We start from the raw sequence: 21960 nt of genomic DNA, 5'->3' as shown, positions 1-21960 counted from the left end.
ATGTTACATGCGTTCCATAACGTCGATACCTAAAATATCTAATCCTTGCTTTAGGGTATTTGCAATAATGTAGCTTAGGGCTAGCCTTGATTGTTTAACGTCATCAGCAATGTCATCTTTCAATATTGGGCAAGCTTCGTAAAAGCTCATATAAAGACTCGCAAGTTCATACAAGTAATTACACAAAAGGTTTGGTGTACATTCGCTAATGACAGAATCTATAACGTTTTCTAACTGCAATAATTTAAGTGCTAGCGCTTTTTCTTGTGGCTCAATAATAACAATGGCTGGTAAGTCATCGTTTGCTGAGAAATCAGCCTTAGTGAAAATACTTTTAATACGCGAATAAGCATATTGTAAGTAGGGTGCTGTAGCGCCTTCAAAACTGAGCATGGTTTTCCAGTTGAAAATATAATCGCTGGTACGGTTTTTTGATAGATCAGCAAACTTAACCGCGCCAATACCCACTTTTTCAGCAATTTCAGTTAAATGGTCTTCACTATAATCTGGATTTTTTTCAGCGATAACCACTTTTGCTCTAATAACGGCTTCATCGAGTAACTCAGCCAATTTAATGGTGCCACCAGTACGGGTTTTAAATGGTTTACCATCGTCTCCCATCATCATGCCAAATGGACAATGGTCATAACCTACATGCTCGGGTAAGAAACCTGCTTTGCGGGCAACGATTTCAACTTGCTTAAAATGTAACGCTTGGCGAGCGTCAGTAAAAATAATAATTCGGTCGGCTTTTAACTCACCAACACGGTAGCGACATGCTGATAAATCGGTCGTTGCATATAAGTAACCGCCACCCGATTTTTGCACAATAAATACCGAAGGGTCGCCGTCTTTATTAGCCATTTCGTTAATAAAAACAACTTTAGCGCCTTGATCTTCAACGGCTATTTTTTGTGCCATTAATTCATCGATAACATTTGATAAATCATCGTTGTAAGCACTTTCACCCATAATGTCTTTACGCGCTAACGTGACATTAAGTTTTTTATAAATGTCTTCACTGTGGCTAATTGAGATATCAATAAACTGCTGCCATAGTGTTGCGCAATGTGCGTCGCCACTTTGCAGTTTTACGACATAATCACGGGCGCGATCAGCAAAGCCGTCTTCGTTATCAAAACGAATTTTTGCTTCACGATAGAAATTTTCTAAATCAGAAAGAGCAGTTTCAGCAACTTCATCTGACGCTAATTTATCGCTTAAATGAGCGAGTAGCATACCAAACTGCGTGCCCCAATCACCCATGTGGTTTTGACGAATAACATGTTCACCACGAAACTCAAGCGCACGCACTACAGCGTCACCAATAATGGTGGAACGTAAATGACCTACGTGCATTTCTTTAGCGAGATTTGGAGCAGAATAATCAACCACAACGTTTTGCGGTTTTTCTGACTGGTTTACACCTAAATTTTTATCGTTCGATACTGTGTTTAACTGCGTTGCTAACCAGTTTTTGTCTAAATGAATATTAATAAACCCTGGGCCTGCTAATTCAATTTTTTCAGCAATACCCGTTAAGTCGAGTGCTTCAACCACTTTGGTTGCTAATTCACGAGGATTGGTTTTTAATTTTTTAGCTGCACCCATAACACCATTGGCTTGGTAATCACCAAAATTTGCTCGGTTAGATAAACTTATCGCAGGATTTGTGCCTTCAGGTAAACCTGCAACTGTCATTGCTGCACTAACTCTTTCACTTAGGATGTTACTAATATTCATTTTAATTAACTCTTATTCTATTAAGACTCAAGTGTGTGGCATCAACTTGAGTGAATAAGCCTAATGTTATTCACTAGGCTTATGGATAAATTACGTGATTGACTTTTACTTGTCATCAATTGCTTTAAATTAATCTGCAGGAGATTAATGTTCGCGTGTTTTATGAAACACAATATCGGGATGACGTTCTTGCGCTAGGCTTAAGTTCACCATAGTTGGGGCGATGTAAGTTAAGTTATTACCGCCATCCAATGCTAGGTTGTCATAAGCTTTCTTTTCAAATTGCTCTAACGTACGTTCATTATCACAAGTACACCAACGCGCTGTTGCTACGCTAATTGGCTCATAAATAGCATCAACCTTGTATTCAGTTTTTAAACGTTGCACAACGACTTCAAATTGTAGAACACCAACCGCGCCAACGATCATATCGTTCGAGTTGAAAGGTCTAAATACCTGCACAGCGCCTTCTTCAGACAACTGGATAAGACCTTTTTGTAATTGCTTAGCTTTAAGCGGGTCACGCAAACGAATTCGGCGGAACATTTCAGGGGCAAAGTTTGGAATACCGCTAAACTTCATATCTTCACCAGCGGTAAAGGTATCACCAATTTGAATACTGCCATGGTTATGTAAACCAATAATATCGCCAGCATAAGCTTGCTCAACATTAGAGCGGTCACCAGCCATAAAGGTTACTGCGTCAGCAATTCTTACGTCTTTGCCGATGCGCACTTGTTTCATTTTCATGCCTTTTTCATATTTGCCTGAACAAATACGCATGAATGCAATACGGTCACGATGTTTTGGATCCATATTGGCTTGAATTTTAAAAACAAAACCTGAGAACTTTTCTTCTTCAGCAGTAACAATACGAGTGTCGGTTTCGCGCGGCAATGGTTTTGGTGCCCAGCGAGTTAAGCCGTCGAGCATATGGTCAACACCAAAGTTACCTAATGCAGTACCAAAAAACACCGGTGTAAGTTCACCCTTTAAAAATTCTTCAAGATTAAACTCATGTGACGCGCCAGCAACAAGCTCTAGCTCTTCTCGCAAATCATCAGCGTAGTTACCAATAACTTTATCTAATTCTGGGTTATCGATACCTTTAATAACACGCTTTTCTTGAATAGTGTGACCTTGGCCTGTTTGATATAAAAATATTTCATCGGTTAAAATGTTATATACACCCTTAAACTCTTTACCCATGCCAATTGGCCAGGTAATAGGGGCACATTTTATTTTTAGTACGTCTTCAACTTCATCCATGACTTCCATTGGGTCGCGAACATCACGGTCCATTTTATTCATGAAGGTAATTATAGGGGTGTCACGCAGACGAGTAACTTCCATTAATTTAATGGTACGTGCTTCTACACCCTTAGCAACGTCGATAACCATCAAACAAGAGTCAACTGCGGTTAGCGTACGGTAGGTATCTTCTGAGAAATCTTCATGACCCGGTGTATCGAGTAAATTAACTAAACAGTTTTTATAGGGAAATTGCATTACAGAAGTGGTTATTGAAATACCACGTTCTTTTTCCATCTCCATCCAGTCAGATTTCGCATGTTGTCCCGACTTTTTACCTTTTACGGTACCGGCTTTTTGTAAAGCTTGACCAAAAAGTAAAACCTTTTCAGTGATCGTCGTTTTACCCGCATCAGGATGAGAAATAATAGCGAAGGTGCGTCGAAGGTCGACTTCCTGCTGTTGTACAGACATGCAAATTACCTGTTTTAAAAGTGGATGAATAGAATTTAACTAAAATTTTAAAGCGCAACATTATAGCGAAAACAAGTGCGAAGGGCAGTAACAATATCTTGTATTTTAATTTTAATTTCAATTTTTTACCACGATAGTTAAATGTTCCTACCAGGAAGTGCTTAACTTAAACAATAACCTCGGATATTTCAGCTAATGACACATTTTAAAGTTAGGGTGGATAAGTCGTTATTAGGTACAAAACACTTCAAAATTATTTAAATGCGCATAGCTAAAATGAAAATAACTTCGCATGGTTAATCACTAATTTCATCTTAGCGTTATTCATTTTTATCTCATTCAAGGTTTTATCTATTAAGTACAAGAGAAACTTGATTTACATCAAGTAACGCAATGATTAAATGCAGTATCGTCAGTTAATAATGTTTTTATGTGATCTATGTCAGTTAATTAACTTGGAAAAATGTAGTTGTTTTACTTTTTTCAAGTGGAGGGGATTTATGGTTGATTTAAGCCGTCGTAACTTTATGCGAGCCAAGCATGTTTCTACACCGCCAGCGATTAGATTACCTTGGACCGTAGACGAAAAGTTATTTACTCAAGGCTGCACGCAATGTGGCGATTGCATGGATGCTTGTGAGGAAAATATTATTGTTAAAGGTGATGGTGGTTTTCCTGAAATTAATTTTTTTGCTGGCAAATGTACCTTTTGTCAACAATGTGTGAAGGCCTGTAAAGAACCATTATTCAAACCTTTGGACGCTGTCCCTTGGCAGTTAACTATTGAAATTGAAGAAAGTTGTTTAGCTAAAAATCAGGTGCACTGCCAAGTTTGTCAGGACAGTTGTGAGTCTGATGCTATTTCATTTAAATACCTGCATGCTAGCGTACCTCAACCTGAAATTACACTTTTAGATTGTACAGGGTGTGGGGCTTGTGTCGCTATTTGTCCGGAGTCGGCAATCAAGCTTTCAACAACATTATTGGGAGCAGAACATGAGTGATTTAGAGCAGTTGATATGGAATATTTTAGGTTATACCTCAATGCCACTGATATTTGTTTTTGGCTTTATCGCCACAGCCTTAGTCGCGGTTATTATTTTAAAAATATTTGGCGCTAAGCCTGCAGCCGTGCTTGAGCATTCAGTTGAAGCAAACGAAAAAGTATAAGAGGGCAAAAATATGATTAACCTTTTAGAAGAAAGCCCAGTAAATATTGCCGGAGTTATGTTTATGGCTTACCCAGACAACGCGGCTAAAGTTGCTGATGATTTACAAGCCTTTCCCGGTGCTGAGATACATGCAAAAGGAGAAAATGGCAGTTTAGTTTTCACTGTAGAGGGCCTTGAGGGAGAAAAAAATCCAGCAAAACGCATCATAGATACCATTACAGATATGAGCAATGTTTCTGGGGTTATCTCGTCATCACTAATATTTCATCATAACGATGCCGGATTGCCACAGCACCAGGGGAAAGCATTATGACCTTAACTCGACGTGATTTTATTAAAGCTAATGCGATTGCAGCCACCGCTGTTGCCGCTGGCGTTTCGGTTCCTTTGTCAGCGACTAATTTGATCACACAATCGTCAAAAAGTACGATTAAGTGGGACAAAGCACCTTGTCGTTTTTGTGGTACAGGTTGCAGTGTTTTAGTCGGCACTCAACATGGCAAAGTAGTGGCAACACAGGGCGATCCAGAAGCAGAAGTTAATAAAGGCTTAAACTGTATAAAAGGCTATTTTTTATCGAAAATTATGTACGGTAAAGATCGTTTAACGCAGCCATTATTAAGAATGACCGACGGTAAATACGATAAAGAAGGCGACTTTACACCGGTAAGCTGGGACAAAGCCTTTGATGTTATGGCTGATAAATTTAAAGCCGCGATTAAAAAAAAGGGCCCAACCTCGGTCGGTATGTTTGGCTCAGGTCAATGGACTGTTTGGGAAGGCTATGCGGCCTCTAAACTGATGAAAGCAGGCTTTTTAACGAATAATATAGACCCAAATGCTCGACATTGTATGGCTTCAGCTGTTGGTGGTTTTATGCGTACCTTTGGTATCGATGAGCCTATGGGCTGTTACGACGATTTGGAACATGCTGATGCCTTTGTGCTTTGGGGCTCCAACATGGCGGAAATGCATCCTATTTTATGGTCACGACTCACCGATCGTCGTTTAAGTGCGTCGCACGTTAAAGTTAATGTGTTATCAACCTATAAACACCGTAGTTTTGAACTTGCCGATAATGGCATGATTTTCACTCCACAAACAGATTTGGCTATTTTAAACTTTATTGCTAACTACATTATTCAAAATAATGCTGTTAATGAAGACTTCATGAAAAAGCACGTCAATGTGCGTGAAGGGGTAACGGATATAGGTTATGGCTTACGCCCAACGCATCCTTTAGAAAAAGCGGCGAAAAATGCCGGCAGTGGTGAATCAAAGCCGATGACATTTGAAGCCTACGCTAAGTTTGTTAGTACTTATACGGTGGAATCAGTATCAAAGCTTTCTGGCGTGCCTGAGGCTAATTTAATTGAAATGGCTAAGTTGTACGCTGATCCAAAAGTGAAAGTAACGTCATTTTGGACCATGGGGTTTAACCAACATACCCGTGGAGTTTGGGCTAATAATTTAATGTACAACGTGCATTTGTTAACCGGTAAAATTTCTGAACCGGGTAATAGCCCGTTCTCATTAACCGGTCAGCCCTCAGCTTGTGGCACTGCACGTGAAGTTGGAACATTCTCTCATCGTTTACCAGCTGATTTACAAGTTGCAAACCCTAAACACAGAGCGATAGCTGAGAAAATTTGGCAGTTACCCGAAGGAACTATTCCTCCTAAACCTGGTTACCATGCGGTATTACAAAATCGTATGTTAAAAGATGGCGAGCTCAATGCCTATTGGGTGATGTGTAATAACAATATGCAAGCGGCGCCGAACATTAATGAAGAGGCGATCCCGGGTTATCGTAATCCAGAAAACTTTATTGTCGTGTCAGACCCTTATCCCACCGTTACGGCACAAGCTGCTGATCTTATTTTACCGACAGCGATGTGGGTAGAAAAAGAGGGCGCGTACGGTAATGCCGAACGTAGAACACAATTTTGGCATCAACAAGTAAATGCTCCAGGCGATGCGCGCTCAGATCTCTGGCAATTAGTGGAGTTTTCTAAACGTTTTAAAGTTGAAGAAGTGTGGCCAGAAGCCTTGATTGCAAAACAACCTGAACTTCGCGGTAAAACGCTATACGACGTGTTATACGCTAATGGCAAAGTGGATAAATTCCCGATGAGTGAATCAAAAGGCGATGCCAACTTTGAAGGTGATGCTTTTGGTTTTTATATCCAAAAAGGTTTGTTTGAAGAATATGCTGAATTTGGGCGTGGTCATGGTCACGATTTAGCGCCGTTTGACCGATATCACGAAGAACGTGGTTTACGGTGGCCAGTGGTTAACGGTAAAGAAACACAATGGCGTTTTAGAGAAGGCCATGATCCTTACGTAGAAAAAGGCAGTGAAGTGCAGTTTTATGGTCACAAAGATAATAAAGCGGTAATTTTTGCATTGCCTTACGAGCCACCTGCAGAATCGCCAGATGAAGAGTATAACTTATGGCTTAGTACCGGACGGGTACTTGAACATTGGCATTCAGGGTCCATGACATCACGAGTGCCAGAGCTACATAAAGCCTTTCCTGATGCGGTGATTTTTATGCACCCAGATGATGCCAGAGAGCGTAGTCTGCGCCGCGGCGATAAAGTGTTGATGGCGTCTCGTCGAGGTGAAGTTGAGTCTCGAATTGAAACCAGAGGTCGAAACCGACCTCCAAAAGGTTTGGTGTTTATGCCGTGGTTTGACGCTAAACAATTAGTCAATAAAGTCACCTTAGATGCAACCGACCCGCTGTCAAAGCAAACTGATTATAAAAAATGTGCGGTTAAAGTGACTAAAGTTTAATGTGGAAAAGTTAGCACATCGATAAATTTATTATCGATGTGTGTGGGGAGAGAGAAATGAAATTATTAACTTTGTGCGTTGCTGCTGTTGTTTTGGCAATAACGTTTACTGCCATAGCCCAAGAAACAGTTAATACTGGCGGTTTAGCTACCATTCGCGGGGCGGCAACTATTGATGAAACTCGCCCAGCAGAAAAACTAAAGCGGGTGATTAAAGATAAAAATCCAATTGCACGTAACTATGTTCATCAACCACCGGTAATACCTCACCAAGTGCGAGGTTATCGCGTTGATTTAAATAGTAATAAATGCTTGAACTGCCATAGTTGGAAATATGCCGCAGAAACCGGTGCAACGAAAATTAGCTTAACGCATTATGAAACACGCGATGGAAAAACGTTATCGGATGTTTCGCCTCGTCGTTATTTTTGCCTGCAATGTCATGTTACTCAAGCTGATGCAGCGCCTTTGGTAGATAACACCTTTGAGCCTGTTGAATCTTTGGGTCATGAGTAATTGGCTATTTTGCACAGGAGGTTAGCATGCTAAAAAATGTGTGGATGTTTTTAAAGTCACCTAATAGTGCTGCATTATGGTTTATTTTAGTGATTGGGTTTGCCGGTGGCGTAATATTTTGGGGTGGTTTTAACACCGCTTTAGAAGTAACTAACACAGAGGAGTTCTGTATTAGTTGTCATGAAATGCAAGACAATGTGTATGAGGAGTATCGTGAAACTATTCATTATGCAAATCGTTCAGGTGTTCGGGCTACGTGCCCTGATTGTCATGTACCGAAAAAATGGACAGATAAGATAGTACGTAAAATTGCTGCCAGTAAAGAGGTTTGGGGTATGTTAACGGGCGTGATTGATACCCGTGAAAAATTTGTTGATCATCGACGTTCTATGGCAGAACGTGAGTGGAAACGAATGAAAGAAAATGACTCTTTAGAATGCCGTAATTGCCATAACTTTGAGTACATGGACTTTTCTGAACAAGGTAATCGTAGTGTCAAAATGCACTCTGACGCGCTTGCATCAGGTGAAAAAACTTGTATTGACTGCCACAAAGGTATTGCTCACCAATTACCTGATATGAAAGGGGTTGAAAACTGGTAATTATGTCTGTGTAAAGTTCAGGAGGAGGTCATAAAAAAATAAACCCTTAGGTTTATTTTTTTATAAATTACTTAGCTATTTAAAAGAATGTTAGCAGGTAGTGTCTGATTAGAGTTTCTTTGACATCACAATTGCATCTTCATAGCCAAACCCGCTGTTACTAGGGTAATAGCCCGTTCGTCGCGATATTTCTGTAAATCCTTGGTTGATATATAACATTTGTGCACTAATGTTTTTTGCTCGCACTTCAAGAAAAATAGTTGTGGTTGCTAGTTGTTTACAGTGTTTAAAAAATTGTAGTAATAGTGCTTTACCATAGCTTTTGCCTTGTAGCTCTGGATTAACACAAATATCCATTAGCGTAGACTCGCCTGCAACATGCTCTGCAACATAAAATCCGACAATAACATGGTCAACAATCAAGTATTCGCCAAAATACCGGCCATCAATACAACTGCGAAAAGTTTTCTCGCTCCATGGGTGTGGATGACAGGCAATTTCAATTACCATAAGTTGCTCTACTTCTTCCTGCGTTACAGGTTTGAATGTTGTATTAACTGCTTGTGTCATGTTGAGCTCAGATGTCCTAGTGATTGCCATAAAGATTTTTTTAATGCGGGCGAGTTAGCAAGGATTGTTAACTCAGGTGTTATCAAACAATTATGCTTAAATTCAATTTCTGTATTTTTGCTGAATTGCCAATTAATAATGCCAATATCTATTTGATCATTAACAAGGGATAAATCAGCACTGCTTGCACCTAAACAACTAATAATATCTTTAAATAATTGCTGCTTAAGTAAGGCATCTAGATCGATAGCCACTTTGTTGTTTAGTTCTTGATTTTGGTTGACGTTAGATTGTTGTGCTGTCTTTGATGTTTTATCAGAATAACTAGTTTCGCTAACTTCAGCGGAATTTTGTTGAGAGGCAGTAACAGTTGACGATATTGAGTTTTGTTTGGATAACTCACGTCGTTGCCAAACAGTAATCCCCATGGCTTGTAATAAATTAAACTGTCTTTTGTTAATGCTCATATCATTTTAGCTATGGTTAAAGTCAGGGTTATCATGACAGAATTTTCAAATAGGAAAAACTAGAATTTGTAAAAAGCTTAAAAGGGAAATAAAACGATAAGATATTGGAGAGTATTAAATAGGATAAATTAATACTCGAAAGAAAAATGGCAGGGGTGGAGAGATTCGAACTCCCAACCGTCGGTTTTGGAGACCGCTGTTCTACCAATTGGAACTACACCCCTGCAACGGATTCGAATTATACTGATGCGAAGCCAAAGGTAAAGAGCAATTTCAAAATAAATGACTGTTCGGCTAAATAAACAGCATATTTACCTGTTTTCATCCATCACCAATGGCATTTGTTTGTTTATTAGCCAGCCTGCCAATAACAAAAACGAGATTTTTCTGGATATGGGTAAACATCGGCAAATACACCTTTAGCTACTTTAGCTTGGCAATCTTGCCAGTATTGAGCGTCTAAAAGGTTGGCATGATGACCTAAGAAAGCTTGTCGGTAGCGGTTATTTGCTAAAGCAAAGGTTGCTATCTCTTCTGGAAATACATCGCCAGGGGCTACCGAGTACCAAGGTTCGGCGGCATAAATTTGCTCTTCGGTAACGGGTTCTGGTTTTACACGAAAGTTAACTTCGTTCATGTAGGTTATTTCATCATAATCGTAAAAAATAACGCGCCCATGTCGGGTAACGCCAAAGTTTTTCAATAACATGTCACCTGGAAATATATCAGCAGCAATCAGTTGCTTAATCGCTTTGCCATAGCCGTACATAGCACTGTCAATTTGTGCGTCAGTAGCTTTGGCTAAATATAGATTAAGCGGGGTCATTTTACGTTCTATGTACATATGTTTAATGATCACTAAATCATCTTCATATCGCAGTAATGATGGAGCAACCGTATTTAATTCTTGTAAAAGTTCTTCTGAGAAACGCTCTTTAGGGAAAGCGACTTCAGAATATTCCATCGTATCGGCCATTCTACCTACTCGGTCATGCAGTTTAACTAAGCGATATTTACCTTTTACATCGTCTCGACTCATATTTTTACTGGGTGAGAACTTATCTTTAATAATTTTAAAAACATAAGGGTAAGAGGGCAGCATAAATACTGACATCACCATACCTTTAATACCTGGAGCTAATTCAAGCTTATCGTCACTGTTATCGAGGTGATTTAAAAAATCACGATAAAATTGAGTTTTGCCTTGCTTGTGAAAGCCAATGGCAGAATATAAGTCAGCACTGGTTTTGTGTGGGATCAAACGACTTAAAAACTCGACTAATGCTCGAGGGTGCTGACAATTAACAAAAAAGTAGGCTCGGGCAAAACCAAATACAACCGCCATATGCTCACCTTCGGTGATTAAGGCGTCGATAAAAAGTCCTTCTTTTTCGGTATTTAATAAAGAAATAATGAAGGGGGTTTCGCCTGCGGGTGAAATTACTCGACCGATAATATAGGCGCCTTTATTTCGATAAAAAACGGAATCCAAAATATCAAATTGTAAATCTGAAAGCTTATAGTGTGTTTTATCCGCTTGTTTACGAAACTTAGCAATGAGGGTATTAATATCTTTTTTCAGATGTGTAAAAGGTACAGAAAAATTTCTACTTTGCATGATGTTACTGATGGTTTTAAATAAGCCATGTTCAGCAGGGAAGTAGCTAGTATAAATAGATGGAGTAGGTAATGCATCTAATCGGGTCGCGGTTGACTGCACAAAAATATAGGCATTGTGATAATACTCACGTTCAAATAAATGGCAGAAAATAGAATTATAAAAGCTTTCGGCTAATTCAGGCTGTGGGTGCTTACTGAGTAATTCGATATAGCAACCTTTTACTAATTTCCATAGCTGGTCATCAAGTTCGGCAATAGCAAAGCCTTCTTTGAGGGTCGCTAAAGTTTCATCAATACGTTGATCGTAAAAATCAGTGCGCTCTTTTGCCGCTAATTGTATGTCACGCCAGCGATGTTGCTCAAAACGCTGTTTTGCTGTTTGCGTTATTTCACTATAGAGGTATATATGACGTTCAAAACCGTTGATGATTGTTTTTGCAATGGCGAAAGCTAGATTTTTCATGAGCATATCTACGTTAGTTGTTTGATTTCAGCATACGTTAAAATGAGCCATTTAGGTGATTATTTTTCACCTATAGTCGCTATTTATTATCGTGATAGCACTGGGTTACTGCAGCTGCTTTTAGTACAGTCGCTAAGGCTGAGTTTTACAAGTTAATGCTTGCTATTCGTGCCATGCAGCACTAAAATTACGCGTTTTTTACCTATAAACTAGTTTATTACTCATGCGCGTTGTTGATTTTTCATTTGATTTACCCGAAGAGCTTATCGCTCGATACCCTAAAGCCAATCGTTCAGCTAGCCGTTTAATGACCTTAAACGGTAATGATGGTGTGCTTAATGATGAAACATTTATCGATCTCATTAATCATGTTAATGCGGGTGATCTATTAGTCTTTAATAATACTCGGGTTATTCCAGCAAGAATGTTTGGGCAAAAAGCCAGTGGCGGAAAATTAGAAGTTTTAGTAGAACGTTTGTTAGATGAACATAGAGTTTTAGCGCATATTCGCTGCAGCAAATCACCAAAACCGGGTAGTGAAATATTACTAGAAGGTAAAATTAAAGCGACAATGGTTGCGCGACATGATGCGCTTTTTGAGCTTGAGTTTCAGGGTGAACAATCAGTGTTATCAATATTAGATGAAGTTGGCCACATGCCATTACCCCCTTATATTGACCGACCTGATGAAGATAGTGATCGTGAGCGTTATCAAACCGTTTATAACGAAAAACCCGGTGCGGTAGCAGCCCCAACGGCAGGCTTGCACTTTGATGATGCACTTATGGCACAACTAAAAGCTAAAGGTGTTGATTTTGCTTTTGTTACTTTACATGTTGGCGCTGGCACATTCCAACCCGTTAAAGTTGATGTAGTAGCTGACCATATAATGCATGCAGAATACGTTGAAGTACCCTCAAGTGTTGTTACCCAAATTGAACAAACTAAAATGAATAGTGGCAGAGTAATTGCTGTTGGCACAACGTCAGTTCGTTCATTAGAAAGTGCCGCTAAAGTTGCTAAAGAGCAAGGTAAGTCTCTTAGTGAGTTTTACGGTGACACCGATATTTTTATTACCCCAGGTTATGAATTTCAAGTGGTTGATGCCCTTATTACTAACTTTCATTTATCTGAATCAACCTTATTAATGTTAGTGAGCGCTTTTGCTGGCTATGAAAATATTATGGCGGCTTATCAACATGCCGTTGATCAGCAGTATCGATTTTTCAGTTATGGCGATGCCATGTTATTAACTAAGAAAGATCAAAAAATTAATCAATAAAACTAAAAAAATTGTTAGCTAAATGGCTAGCAACTTAAACGAAAAAGCTGCTAGCCTGTTTCGCTAGTGGGCGAAGGATAAAAATATGACAGATAAGAAAGCAAAAACGCCAATGAAGTATGAATTACTGACAACCGACGGTAAGGCGCGACGTGGTCGTTTAACCTTCGACCGCGGTACAGTTGAAACCCCAGCATTTATGCCGGTAGGAACATACGGCACAGTAAAAGGCATGAAAACTGAAGAAGTTGCAGATACGGGAGCAGAGATCTTGTTAGGCAACACCTTTCATTTAATGTTACGCCCTGGTACTGAAATTATTGAGCAACATGGCGGTTTACATGGTTTTATGAATTGGGATAAACCTATTCTAACTGACTCGGGTGGTTTTCAAGTATTTAGCTTAGGAAAAATGCGTAAAATTACCGAAGAAGGTGTAAAGTTTAGCTCGCCAGTAAATGGTGAGAAAATTATGCTAACGCCTGAGCGTTCAATGGAAGTACAGCGTAGCTTAGATTCAGATATTGTTATGATATTTGATGAATGTACGCCTTATCCTGCTAGCCATGAAGAATCTAAAGTATCAATGGAGCTTTCATTGCGTTGGGCACAACGTTCAAAAGATGCCCATGAAGGTAATCAAAATGCTTTATTTGGTATAGTACAAGGCGGCATGTATGAAGACCTTCGTGAAGTATCGGTTAATGGTTTAACCAGTATTGGCTTCGACGGCTATGCTATTGGTGGTTTATCAGTAGGCGAGCCGAAAGAAGATATGATCCGAATTTTAGATCACACTGCGCCCTTGATACCGGAAAATAAACCCCGATATCTTATGGGAGTTGGCAAACCTGAAGATTTAGTTGAAGGTGTACGCCGCGGTATTGATATGTTTGATTGTGTTATGCCAACACGTAATGCTCGTAACGGACATTTATTTGTTACCAATGGCGTGATTAAAATTAGAAACGCCCGTCACAAAACAGATTCTGGACCATTAGATGCTGAATGTGATTGTTATACATGTAAAAATTACTCGCGTGCTTATTTACATCATTTAGACAAATGTAATGAGATTTTAGGTTCGCAATTAAATACAATGCATAATTTACGTTTTTACCAACGTGTTATGCAAGGATTGCGTAACGCCATAGAGCAAGGCAAACTAGAAGAGTTTGTTGCTGAGTTTTATGCATTACGTGATTTACCTGTACCACCTTTAGCTGGCTCATTAGCAAATAATGAAGCCGAGTAAAACTTAATCTATTCACCATTTAAAATTTATTTAGAAACAATAACAAGAGGTATTTATGAGTTTATTTATTAGTCAAGCCCACGCTGCTGCTGCACCTGCTCAAGGCGCTGATGGTATGTCAATGTTGATCATGTTGGCTGTATTTGGTTTAGTGTTTTATTTTATGATTTACCGCCCACAAGCAAAGCGAGTGAAAGAGCACAAAAACTTGATGTCTGAATTATCGAAAGGTGATGAAGTACTTACGCAAGGTGGCATTGTTGGTAAAATTGTTAAAGTTTCTGACGAAAAAGATTTTATCGTTGTTAGTATTGCCGAAGGTACTGAAGTGACAGTGCAAAAAGGTGCTATTAATGCGGTATTACCTAAAGGTACAATGAAGTCTCTATAAGAGGTTTTATTGGCTTTTTTGCTAAAGTTTTCTAAGGGTGCTCATTGATAGTTTTCAATTGAGTGCCTTTGTATATTTATGGCTATAGCGATTATAAAATTATAATAAACTTTCACGCTTACATTTTTCTTAATGTGGTGACGTGATTCAAAAGAAAATAGGGTGATATTGTGTTAAACAAATATCCATTATGGAAAACATTGATGGTGCTACTTATAGTTGCTATTGGTGCTTTGTATGCGTCTCCAAACCTTTATGGTGAAGATCCTGCTGTACAAATTTCTGGCTTGCGCGGTATAGAAACTAACGCGGCAACGTTGGACGTAGTTAAATCAAAATTAGATGAAAGTAAAATTTCCTACGCGAGCATCGTGATGGAAGGCGGCCAAATTTTGGCACGTTTTAGCGACACGGAGCAACAATTACGCGCGCGCGATTTACTTGACGAAACAATTGGTGATGAGTATTCAGTAGCCTTAAACTTAACACCTGCAACGCCAGAATGGTTAGCAAGTCTTGGCGGTACGCCAATGAAGTTAGGTTTAGATTTAAGTGGTGGTGTTAGCTTCCTGATGGAAGTAAACATGAAAGAAGCCATTAACAAGGCCCAAGAAAGTTTAGTTGATGATTTTCGTACTGCTTTACGTGGCGAAAAAATTCGCTATCGTTCAGTTAAAAAAGTTGATGACGCTATCGCCGTGCAATTTCGTAATCTTGAAGATTTAGATAATGCAGAAACTTTCTTAGAAAAACAAAACCAAAGTTTATTATTTATTAGTGATGAAGACAGCTTAACGTTATCGGCTAAAATGACCGAACAAAAGCTAAAAGAAACACGTGAATATGCTTTGCAGCAAAACATAACGATTATACGTAATCGTGTTAACGAACTTGGTGTTGCTGAGCCTTTAGTTCAACGTCAAGGTCAAAAGCACATTGTAATTGAATTACCTGGTGTTCAAGATACCGCGAAAGCTAAAGAAATATTAAACGCTACGGCGACTATTGAATTTCGTTTAGTTGATACTGAAGGTGATTTAGGTGCTGCACTTAATGGACGAGTTCCAGGAAGCTCTCAGCTTCTTAAAGAGCGTAATGGCCAACCTGTTCTTCTTAAAAAGCGTGTTATGTTAACGGGTGATCACATTGTTGATGCTGGTTCTAGCTTCGATGAATACAGTCGCCCACAAGTTAATATTACCTTGGATTCTGCTGGCGGTAGTAAAATGTCGAACGGCACCAAAAATAGTATTGGTAAGCCAATGGCTACCGTATTTATTGAATATAAACCTACCGATCGTCTTGACTCTGAAGGCAACACAGTTTTTGAAAAAGTTGAAGAAGTGATCAGTGTTGCAACTATTCAAGCTCGTTTAGGTAAAACCTTCCGTATCACTGGTGCTGGTAGTCAAGCAGAAGCGCACAACTTAGCGCTACTACTTAGAGCTGGTGCCTTAATCGCGCCGATTCAAATTGTTGAAGAACGTACCGTTGGCCCAACATTAGGTGCTGAAAACGTTCAACTAGGTTTCCAAGCTATTATGATGGGCTTTGGCTTAGTTTTCTTGTTTATGCTGATTTATTACCGTGCCTTTGGTGTTGTTGCTAATTTAGCGTTAGGCGCGAACTTAATCTTAATCATTGGTGTTATGTCGATGATCCCAGGTGCGACATTAACTTTACCAGGTATGGCAGGTATTGTATTAACCGTTGGTATGGCCGTTGATGCAAACGTCCTTATATTTGAACGTATTCGTGAAGAAATGCGCGAAGGTAAGTCTGTGCAACAATCAATCCATCAAGGTTATGATGCTGCATTCTCAACGATTATTGATGCCAACATTACTACGTTGATTGCTGCACTGATTTTATTCGCTGTGGGTACCGGACCGATTAAAGGTTTCGCTGTAACATTATCGATTGGTATTATTACGTCAATGTTTACCGCTGTTATTGGTACTCGTACGATTGTTAACGCTGTTTGGGGTGGTAAACGTCTCGACAAATTGTCAATATAAGGCTTCATTATTATGCAAATTTTACAATTAAAAGAGACTGTTGCCTTTATGCGCTACCGAAAGGTAGCGGTGATATTTAGTCTTATCCTGATGGCTGCTTCTGTTTTCTCATTGGCGACCAATAAACTTAATTTCGGTCTCGATTTTACCGGTGGTACGCTCATCGAAGTTGGTTTTGAACAGTCCGCTGATTTAACCAAAATACGCGGTATTATGGACTCAAGCGGTTTTGATGACGCTGTTGTTCAATTGTACGGCTCAAGTCGTGATGTGGTTATACGCCTAGCGACTCGTGAAGATGTTAAAGCAGAAATGCTAGGTAATCAGGTACTTGATATTTTACAAGCAGGTACTGGGCAAACTATTGACATGCGTCGTATAGAGTTTGTTGGTGCAAGTGTTGGTGATGAACTGGCAGAGCAGGGTGGCTTAGCTATGCTAACTGCACTTATCTGTATATTGGTTTATGTCGCGTTTCGATTTGAATGGCGCTTTGCTTTAGGCTCTGTTATCGCGCTTTTTCACGATGTATTACTCACCTTAGGCTTGTTTTCGGTGTTACAACTTGAATTCGACTTAACGGTACTTGCGGCAATATTAGCGGTTATAGGTTACTCACTAAACGATACTATTGTGGTCTCAGACCGGATTCGAGAAAACTTCAGAAAAGTGCGTGAAGGTTCACCTGAAGATGTGATCAATATATCGTTAACACAAACCTTATCACGAACTATTATTACCTCAATTACTACGCTATTAGTACTTGCTGCATTATTCTTTAAAGGCGGCGCATTAATTCATGGTTTTGCCACTGCATTACTTTTAGGTGTTTTTGTCGGTACTTATTCATCTGTTTATGTTGCTAGTTCGGTAGCCTTGGCATTAGGTATTTCAAAAGAAGACTTAATCCCTGAAGTTATTGAAAAAGAAGGCGCAGATCAAGAAGAAATGAGACCTTAACAATCGTATAACGATTTTTAAGCTACAAAAAAAAGGCTCGCATTATGCGAGCCTTTTTTATGCTATTCAAACTACTACTATAGTTGAGACTGAATATAATTTTCTAAACCGATAGTTTTAATTAGGCCTAGTTGCTGCTCTAGCCAGAAGGCGTGATCCACTTCGGTATCATCAAGTAACTTTTCAAGTATCTCACGTGTTACGTAATCTTTTTCTTGTTCACATAGAGCGATGGCAGTTCTTAGTGCCTTAGCTACGTCATATTCAACGTCTAAATCACTTTGTAGCATTTCAGGTACGGTTTTACCTATATTCAAGCCTGCACGAGTTTGCATATCAGGCATACCTTCCAAAAATAGAATACGTTGAATTAGCATAGATGCATGAAGCTTTTCATCGTCAAACTCATGATCAATGCGTTCGAATAGTTTAGTGATGCCCCAATCTTCATACATACGAGAATGTATAAAGTATTGATCCATTGCTGCAAGTTCGTATGCAAGCAGGCCATTTAACGCTGAAATTATTTGCGTATTACCTTTCATTTTAACTTTCCTTCTAATTAATTGTCAGACGTTTAATTACAGCTGTGCTTGTATGAATTTTTCAATACCCATAGCGTCTATTTGGTATTGTTGGGTTTCCAGCCAATCGAGGTGTTCTTCTTCATCATTTAATATGCCATCTAACATTTCACGGCTCACGTAATCATGTTCTTGTTCACAAACCGTGATGGCGTTTCTTACGATGGCAATTTGTGCTATTTGGAAGCCACTATCACATTTGATCATTTCTTGAGTGTGTTCACCGATAGCTAGTGGAGCTAATTGTTGTAAATTAGGTAAGCCTTCGAGAAATAAAATACGCTCAATAACTTTGTCAGCTTGCTTCATATCGAGGATCGATTTTTTATAGCATTTACTGTTTAAGGCATTGATACCCCAGTTTTTATACATGCGGGCGTGAAGAAAGTATTGATTAATTGATGTAAGTTCGCTGGTAAGCACTTTGTTTAGTATTGCCAGGACAGTTGCATTGCCTTTCATGAGAGCCTCAAATTTAAATGGATTAAATATTGGCTATTAGTATAGAAAGAATTACAGAAAATGCAAAGGTTATATTGTAAAAAGCTTTAAAAAACAGTGGTTTGATAATGTTAATCGTTATCAATTGCAGTCAGGTTTTTAGCAGGGTTGTTAGCCAACTTCTTTAAATAAGCTTTCATCCATGATGGTATTATCAATGATGTTTTGCGCCACTTTAACGCAAGTGCCACATTGTGAACCTAACGGTAAGTGTTGTTTTAGCTCACGAATAGATCCGACACCGGATTCAGTGACTAATTGTTTAATTTGATGATCTGTAATGCCCTTGCAAATACAAACAAACATAATAAAATTTCGCTCAAGATTGATAACGCGATTGATAATAGTTCTTATTTGGATTCCTTTCAACAACTAATTTGATCTTTTTACTCGATCATTGATAAATATATAATTTATTTAACAATTTTTTTAAGGTTAAATTTTGATCACTAACAATCATCTTATCCTACAAGCATAATAAAATAGTTATATAATAAAAATATTATATAACTATTTTATTATGCTATTGATTGAGCTAAAATAATGGCCAATGCAAATTAAGACCAGACAGAACAAATGAACCCTACTGAGTTTTATAAAAATTTAGCTGACGACATACGACTTAAAAGTATTTTGTTAATTGCTAAGGAAGATGAGTTGTGTGTTTGTGAATTAATGACAGCACTTGGTGAAACAAGCCAGCCTAAAATATCGAGACATTTAGCCGTACTAAAAAGCTCTGGTTTATTATTAACCCGTAAACAAAAGCAATGGATATTTTATGCTATTAATCCGGAGCTAGTCGATTGGGCTCAAGAAGTTATTACCTTAACGTTAAATGAAAATATAGAATTTATAAGTCAAAATTTAGCAACATTACATCTTATGGGTGACAGGCCAACACGCATGGCTAATTGTTGTGAATAACTTTTGATTTTGGCTTATATCGACAGATGCAATAACAGTTTTAATTTTTACACATCGTAATTATGACAGGAAATTTATCATGACAATTAAAATAGGTATTAATGGCTTTGGCCGAATGGGACGTTTATCGATGCGCGTGGCGTATGAGTGGGATGATGTTGAAATTATTAAAATTAACGATCCTGCAGGCAATGCAGAAACTTTAGCTCATTTACTTAACTTTGACTCGGTTCATGGCATTTGGCAGCATCAAGCTCATGGTGTTGATCAATCTATCGTAATTAATGATCATGTTATTGCTTGTAGTCAAAATAAAAATATAAGCGATACCGATTGGTCAGACTGTGATGTTGTTATCGAAGCCTCAGGTGTTATGAAAACTAAAGCTTTGCTGCAAGCTTATCTTGAGCAAGGCGTAAAACGTGTCGTTGTTACTGCACCAGTTAAAGAAGAGGGCATTTTAAATATTGTGATGGGAGTAAATGATGACCAATATGATGCCAATAATCATCAAATAGTAACAGCTGCTTCATGTACTACTAATTGCCTTGCCCCTGTAGTAAAAGTTATTCATGAAAATATAGGTATTAAGCATGGGTCGATGACCACCATTCATGATATTACCAATACCCAAACTATTTTAGACGCACCCCACAAAGACTTACGCCGAGCACGTGCTTGTGGTATTAGCTTGATCCCAACAACCACAGGTTCTGCAACCGCTATTACGCACATTTTCCCTGAACTAAAAGGGAAATTAAATGGTCATGCCGTACGCGTACCTTTAGCTAATGCGTCACTGACTGATTGTGTTTTTGAGCTTGAACGTGCCACAACAGAAGCAGAAGTGAATGATTTTTTGCAGACTGCAGCGAATGGAGAGTTAAAAAACATTTTGGGTTTCGAACAAAGACCCTTGGTGTCAGTTGATTATAAAACTGATCCTCGCTCGTGTATTATCGATGCGCCTTCGACTATGGTCATTAATGGTACACAAGTGAAACTTTATGTCTGGTATGACAATGAATGGGGCTACGCAAACCGCACCGCAGAGATTGCTCGAATGGTTGGCCGTTCTGATCGGTAACGTGAATTTTCTTAGCAAATAAAGGATCGATTTGAAGATCAGGAATAATTGATAAATGAAGGCATTAAGCGGCGTATCAGAACAACTGAAACAGTATTTTATTATAACTGGAAATTATTGGGCATTCACGTTAACCGATGGCGCCCTGCGTATGTTGGTTGTGTTGTATTTTCATCAGCTAGGTTATAGCCCGCTTAATATTGCCTTTTTATTTTTGTTTTATGAAGTTTTTGGCATTGTCACAAATTTGGTCGGTGGATGGCTTGGCGCACGAATCGGGTTAAACAAAACCATGAACATTGGTTTAGGGCTGCAAATAGTTGCTTTAGCAATGCTCACTGTGCCAACTGAGCTATTAACGATATTTTATGTTATGGCCGCGCAAGCGTTATCAGGTATTGCTAAAGACCTAAACAAAATGAGTGCTAAGAGTGCGATTAAATTATTAGTGCCAGGGGAGCAAAACACAAAATTATATCAATGGGTGGCATTATTAACAGGGTCTAAAAACACCTTAAAAGGAATCGGTTTTTTTATTGGCGGCGTGTTATTAAGCTACTTTGGTTTTACTGGCGCAATTACGATTATGACCGTACTACTTTGTATGGTTTGGCTTTTCAGTATATTTGCTTTAAAAGCTGATCTTGGTAAAGCAAAGCATAAACCAAAATTTAAAGATATATTCTCTAAAAGTCGTGCTATTAATTTACTATCAGCTGCGAGGTTATTTTTATTCGCCGCTCGTGACGTTTGGTTCGTTATTGCTTTGCCCGTTTTTTTAGCTGCAGAGTTTGGTTGGTCACATAGCTGGGTAGGTGGTTTTATTGCCGCTTGGATAGTGCTTTATGGTTTTATGCAGGCCATTGCACCTTGGTTAACAAAAAAGAAAGCGGGTAACATTCAAACACCAAAGGATGCAGCCAAATGGGGCGCTATTTTAATGATTATTCCATTTGTGATGGCAGTAGCATTACAAACAGATTTATCAGCAAAAATCATTGTTATTGGGGGCTTAATGGCATTCGCGGTGTTATTTGCTATTAACTCCTCATTGCATAGTTATTTAATTGTTGAGATGGCAGACAAAGACGGTGTTTCACTTGATGTTGGCTTTTATTACATGGCTAATGCCTGTGGCAGGTTACTTGGTACTGTGTTGTCAGGTTGGATCTTTCAACTTTACGGGCTAGGAGCCTGTTTAACGATATCTGCGATATTTATTGCATTAGCGGTTCTCTTTGCAGCACTGATCCGCGTTGAAAATCCGTGTAACTAAATA

22 protein-coding genes and 1 tRNA gene are annotated in these 21960 nt (G+C 38.8%); 14 read left to right on the top strand and 9 right to left on the bottom strand.

The window, feature by feature from the left end:
• Positions 1-3: 3 nt before the first annotated feature.
• Positions 4-1743: an arginine--tRNA ligase gene (gene argS, locus H4J50_RS02290; RefSeq protein ID WP_108456734.1), complete on the bottom strand. Its 1740-nt coding sequence runs from the start codon at positions 1741-1743 to the stop codon at positions 4-6.
• 144 nt (positions 1744-1887) lie between these two features.
• Positions 1888-3468: a peptide chain release factor 3 gene (gene prfC / locus H4J50_RS02285; protein ID WP_108456733.1), complete on the bottom strand. Its 1581-nt coding sequence runs from the start codon at positions 3466-3468 to the stop codon at positions 1888-1890.
• Positions 3469-3968: 500 nt separating this feature from the next.
• Between prfC and napF the strand changes: the two genes are divergently transcribed.
• The 6 genes from napF to H4J50_RS02255 are packed head-to-tail and all read left to right on the top strand — an operon-like array spanning position 3969 to position 8556.
• Complete coding sequence (gene napF, locus H4J50_RS02280) at positions 3969-4472, top strand: ferredoxin-type protein NapF (RefSeq protein ID WP_182254188.1); 504 nt, start codon at positions 3969-3971, stop codon at positions 4470-4472.
• Positions 4465-4638 carry a TIGR02808 family protein gene (locus H4J50_RS02275; protein WP_182254186.1) on the top strand — a complete coding sequence of 58 codons (174 nt, stop codon included), beginning with the start codon at positions 4465-4467 and terminating at the stop codon, positions 4636-4638. The genes napF and H4J50_RS02275 overlap by 8 nt, the downstream gene beginning before the upstream one ends.
• A gap of 12 nt (positions 4639-4650) precedes the next feature.
• Complete coding sequence (locus H4J50_RS02270) at positions 4651-4953, top strand: chaperone NapD (protein WP_108456730.1); 303 nt, start codon at positions 4651-4653, stop codon at positions 4951-4953.
• Positions 4950-7439: a nitrate reductase catalytic subunit NapA gene (gene napA / locus H4J50_RS02265; protein ID WP_182254184.1), complete on the top strand. Its 2490-nt coding sequence runs from the start codon at positions 4950-4952 to the stop codon at positions 7437-7439. The genes H4J50_RS02270 and napA overlap by 4 nt, the downstream gene beginning before the upstream one ends.
• Before the next feature lie 56 nt (positions 7440-7495).
• Positions 7496-7954, top strand: coding sequence for a nitrate reductase cytochrome c-type subunit (locus H4J50_RS02260; RefSeq protein ID WP_182254182.1), 459 nt, complete (start codon positions 7496-7498; stop codon positions 7952-7954).
• 26 nt (positions 7955-7980) lie between these two features.
• Complete coding sequence (locus H4J50_RS02255; protein WP_182254180.1) at positions 7981-8556, top strand: cytochrome c3 family protein; 576 nt, start codon at positions 7981-7983, stop codon at positions 8554-8556.
• Between the two features lie 108 nt (positions 8557-8664).
• On the opposite strand, the gene rimI is transcribed toward H4J50_RS02255, so the two are convergent.
• From rimI to aceK, 4 genes are all read right to left on the bottom strand, one after another.
• Positions 8665-9126, bottom strand: a complete 462-nt coding sequence (gene rimI / locus H4J50_RS02250; RefSeq protein ID WP_108456726.1) for a ribosomal protein S18-alanine N-acetyltransferase — start codon at positions 9124-9126, stop codon at positions 8665-8667.
• The gene (locus tag H4J50_RS02245) at positions 9123-9593 is read right to left on the bottom strand and encodes a hypothetical protein (RefSeq protein ID WP_182254178.1); all 471 of its coding nucleotides are present in this window, start codon (positions 9591-9593) and stop codon (positions 9123-9125) included. The genes rimI and H4J50_RS02245 overlap by 4 nt, the downstream gene beginning before the upstream one ends.
• A gap of 147 nt (positions 9594-9740) precedes the next feature.
• Positions 9741-9817: transfer RNA gene (locus tag H4J50_RS02240), tRNA-Trp, on the bottom strand.
• Positions 9818-9945: 128 nt separating this feature from the next.
• Positions 9946-11676, bottom strand: coding sequence for a bifunctional isocitrate dehydrogenase kinase/phosphatase (aceK, locus tag H4J50_RS02235; protein ID WP_310733245.1), 1731 nt, complete (start codon positions 11674-11676; stop codon positions 9946-9948).
• 223 nt (positions 11677-11899) lie between these two features.
• On the opposite strand from aceK, the gene queA reads away from it, so the two are divergent.
• The 5 genes from queA to secF all read left to right on the top strand — a co-directional run bounded on the left by queA (position 11900) and on the right by secF (position 17582).
• Complete coding sequence (queA, locus tag H4J50_RS02230) at positions 11900-12958, top strand: tRNA preQ1(34) S-adenosylmethionine ribosyltransferase-isomerase QueA (RefSeq protein WP_182254176.1); 1059 nt, start codon at positions 11900-11902, stop codon at positions 12956-12958.
• A gap of 112 nt (positions 12959-13070) precedes the next feature.
• Complete coding sequence (gene tgt / locus H4J50_RS02225) at positions 13071-14213, top strand: tRNA guanosine(34) transglycosylase Tgt (RefSeq protein WP_182254242.1); 1143 nt, start codon at positions 13071-13073, stop codon at positions 14211-14213.
• 55 nt (positions 14214-14268) lie between these two features.
• The gene (gene yajC, locus H4J50_RS02220) at positions 14269-14604 is read left to right on the top strand and encodes a preprotein translocase subunit YajC (protein ID WP_108456722.1); all 336 of its coding nucleotides are present in this window, start codon (positions 14269-14271) and stop codon (positions 14602-14604) included.
• A gap of 170 nt (positions 14605-14774) precedes the next feature.
• Complete coding sequence (secD, locus tag H4J50_RS02215; RefSeq protein WP_108456721.1) at positions 14775-16622, top strand: protein translocase subunit SecD; 1848 nt, start codon at positions 14775-14777, stop codon at positions 16620-16622.
• Positions 16623-16634: 12 nt separating this feature from the next.
• Entirely contained in the window at positions 16635-17582 is a 948-nt protein-coding gene (secF, locus tag H4J50_RS02210) for a protein translocase subunit SecF (RefSeq protein WP_182254175.1), read from the top strand.
• 77 nt (positions 17583-17659) lie between these two features.
• Here secF and bfr (H4J50_RS02205) read toward each other — a convergent pair whose 3' ends face one another.
• The 3 genes from bfr (H4J50_RS02205) to H4J50_RS02195 all read right to left on the bottom strand — a co-directional run bounded on the left by bfr (H4J50_RS02205) (position 17660) and on the right by H4J50_RS02195 (position 18973).
• Complete coding sequence (bfr, locus tag H4J50_RS02205) at positions 17660-18127, bottom strand: bacterioferritin (RefSeq protein WP_108456719.1); 468 nt, start codon at positions 18125-18127, stop codon at positions 17660-17662.
• 36 nt (positions 18128-18163) lie between these two features.
• A complete protein-coding gene (gene bfr / locus H4J50_RS02200) occupies positions 18164-18628 on the bottom strand; it encodes a bacterioferritin (protein ID WP_182254173.1) in 465 nt (154 codons plus the stop codon).
• Between the two features lie 150 nt (positions 18629-18778).
• A complete protein-coding gene (locus tag H4J50_RS02195) occupies positions 18779-18973 on the bottom strand; it encodes a bacterioferritin-associated ferredoxin (protein ID WP_081154530.1) in 195 nt (64 codons plus the stop codon).
• A 270-nt stretch (positions 18974-19243) separates the two neighbouring features.
• Here H4J50_RS02195 and H4J50_RS02190 point away from each other — a divergent pair, with 270 nt between their 5' ends.
• From H4J50_RS02190 to arsJ, 3 genes are all read left to right on the top strand, one after another.
• Positions 19244-19594 carry a metalloregulator ArsR/SmtB family transcription factor gene (locus H4J50_RS02190; RefSeq protein WP_108456717.1) on the top strand — a complete coding sequence of 117 codons (351 nt, stop codon included), beginning with the start codon at positions 19244-19246 and terminating at the stop codon, positions 19592-19594.
• Between the two features lie 79 nt (positions 19595-19673).
• Positions 19674-20681, top strand: coding sequence for an ArsJ-associated glyceraldehyde-3-phosphate dehydrogenase (locus tag H4J50_RS02185; RefSeq protein WP_108456716.1), 1008 nt, complete (start codon positions 19674-19676; stop codon positions 20679-20681).
• Between the two features lie 55 nt (positions 20682-20736).
• Positions 20737-21957, top strand: coding sequence for an organoarsenical effux MFS transporter ArsJ (gene arsJ, locus H4J50_RS02180; RefSeq protein ID WP_182254171.1), 1221 nt, complete (start codon positions 20737-20739; stop codon positions 21955-21957).
• The last annotated feature ends 3 nt before the right edge of the window (positions 21958-21960 follow it).

Source organism: Colwellia sp. 6M3 (assembly GCF_014077595.1).
GTDB lineage: Bacteria > Pseudomonadota > Gammaproteobacteria > Enterobacterales > Alteromonadaceae > Cognaticolwellia.
Note: the sequence above shows the minus strand (reverse complement) of the source record. Positions and strands in the feature narration are given on the sequence as shown.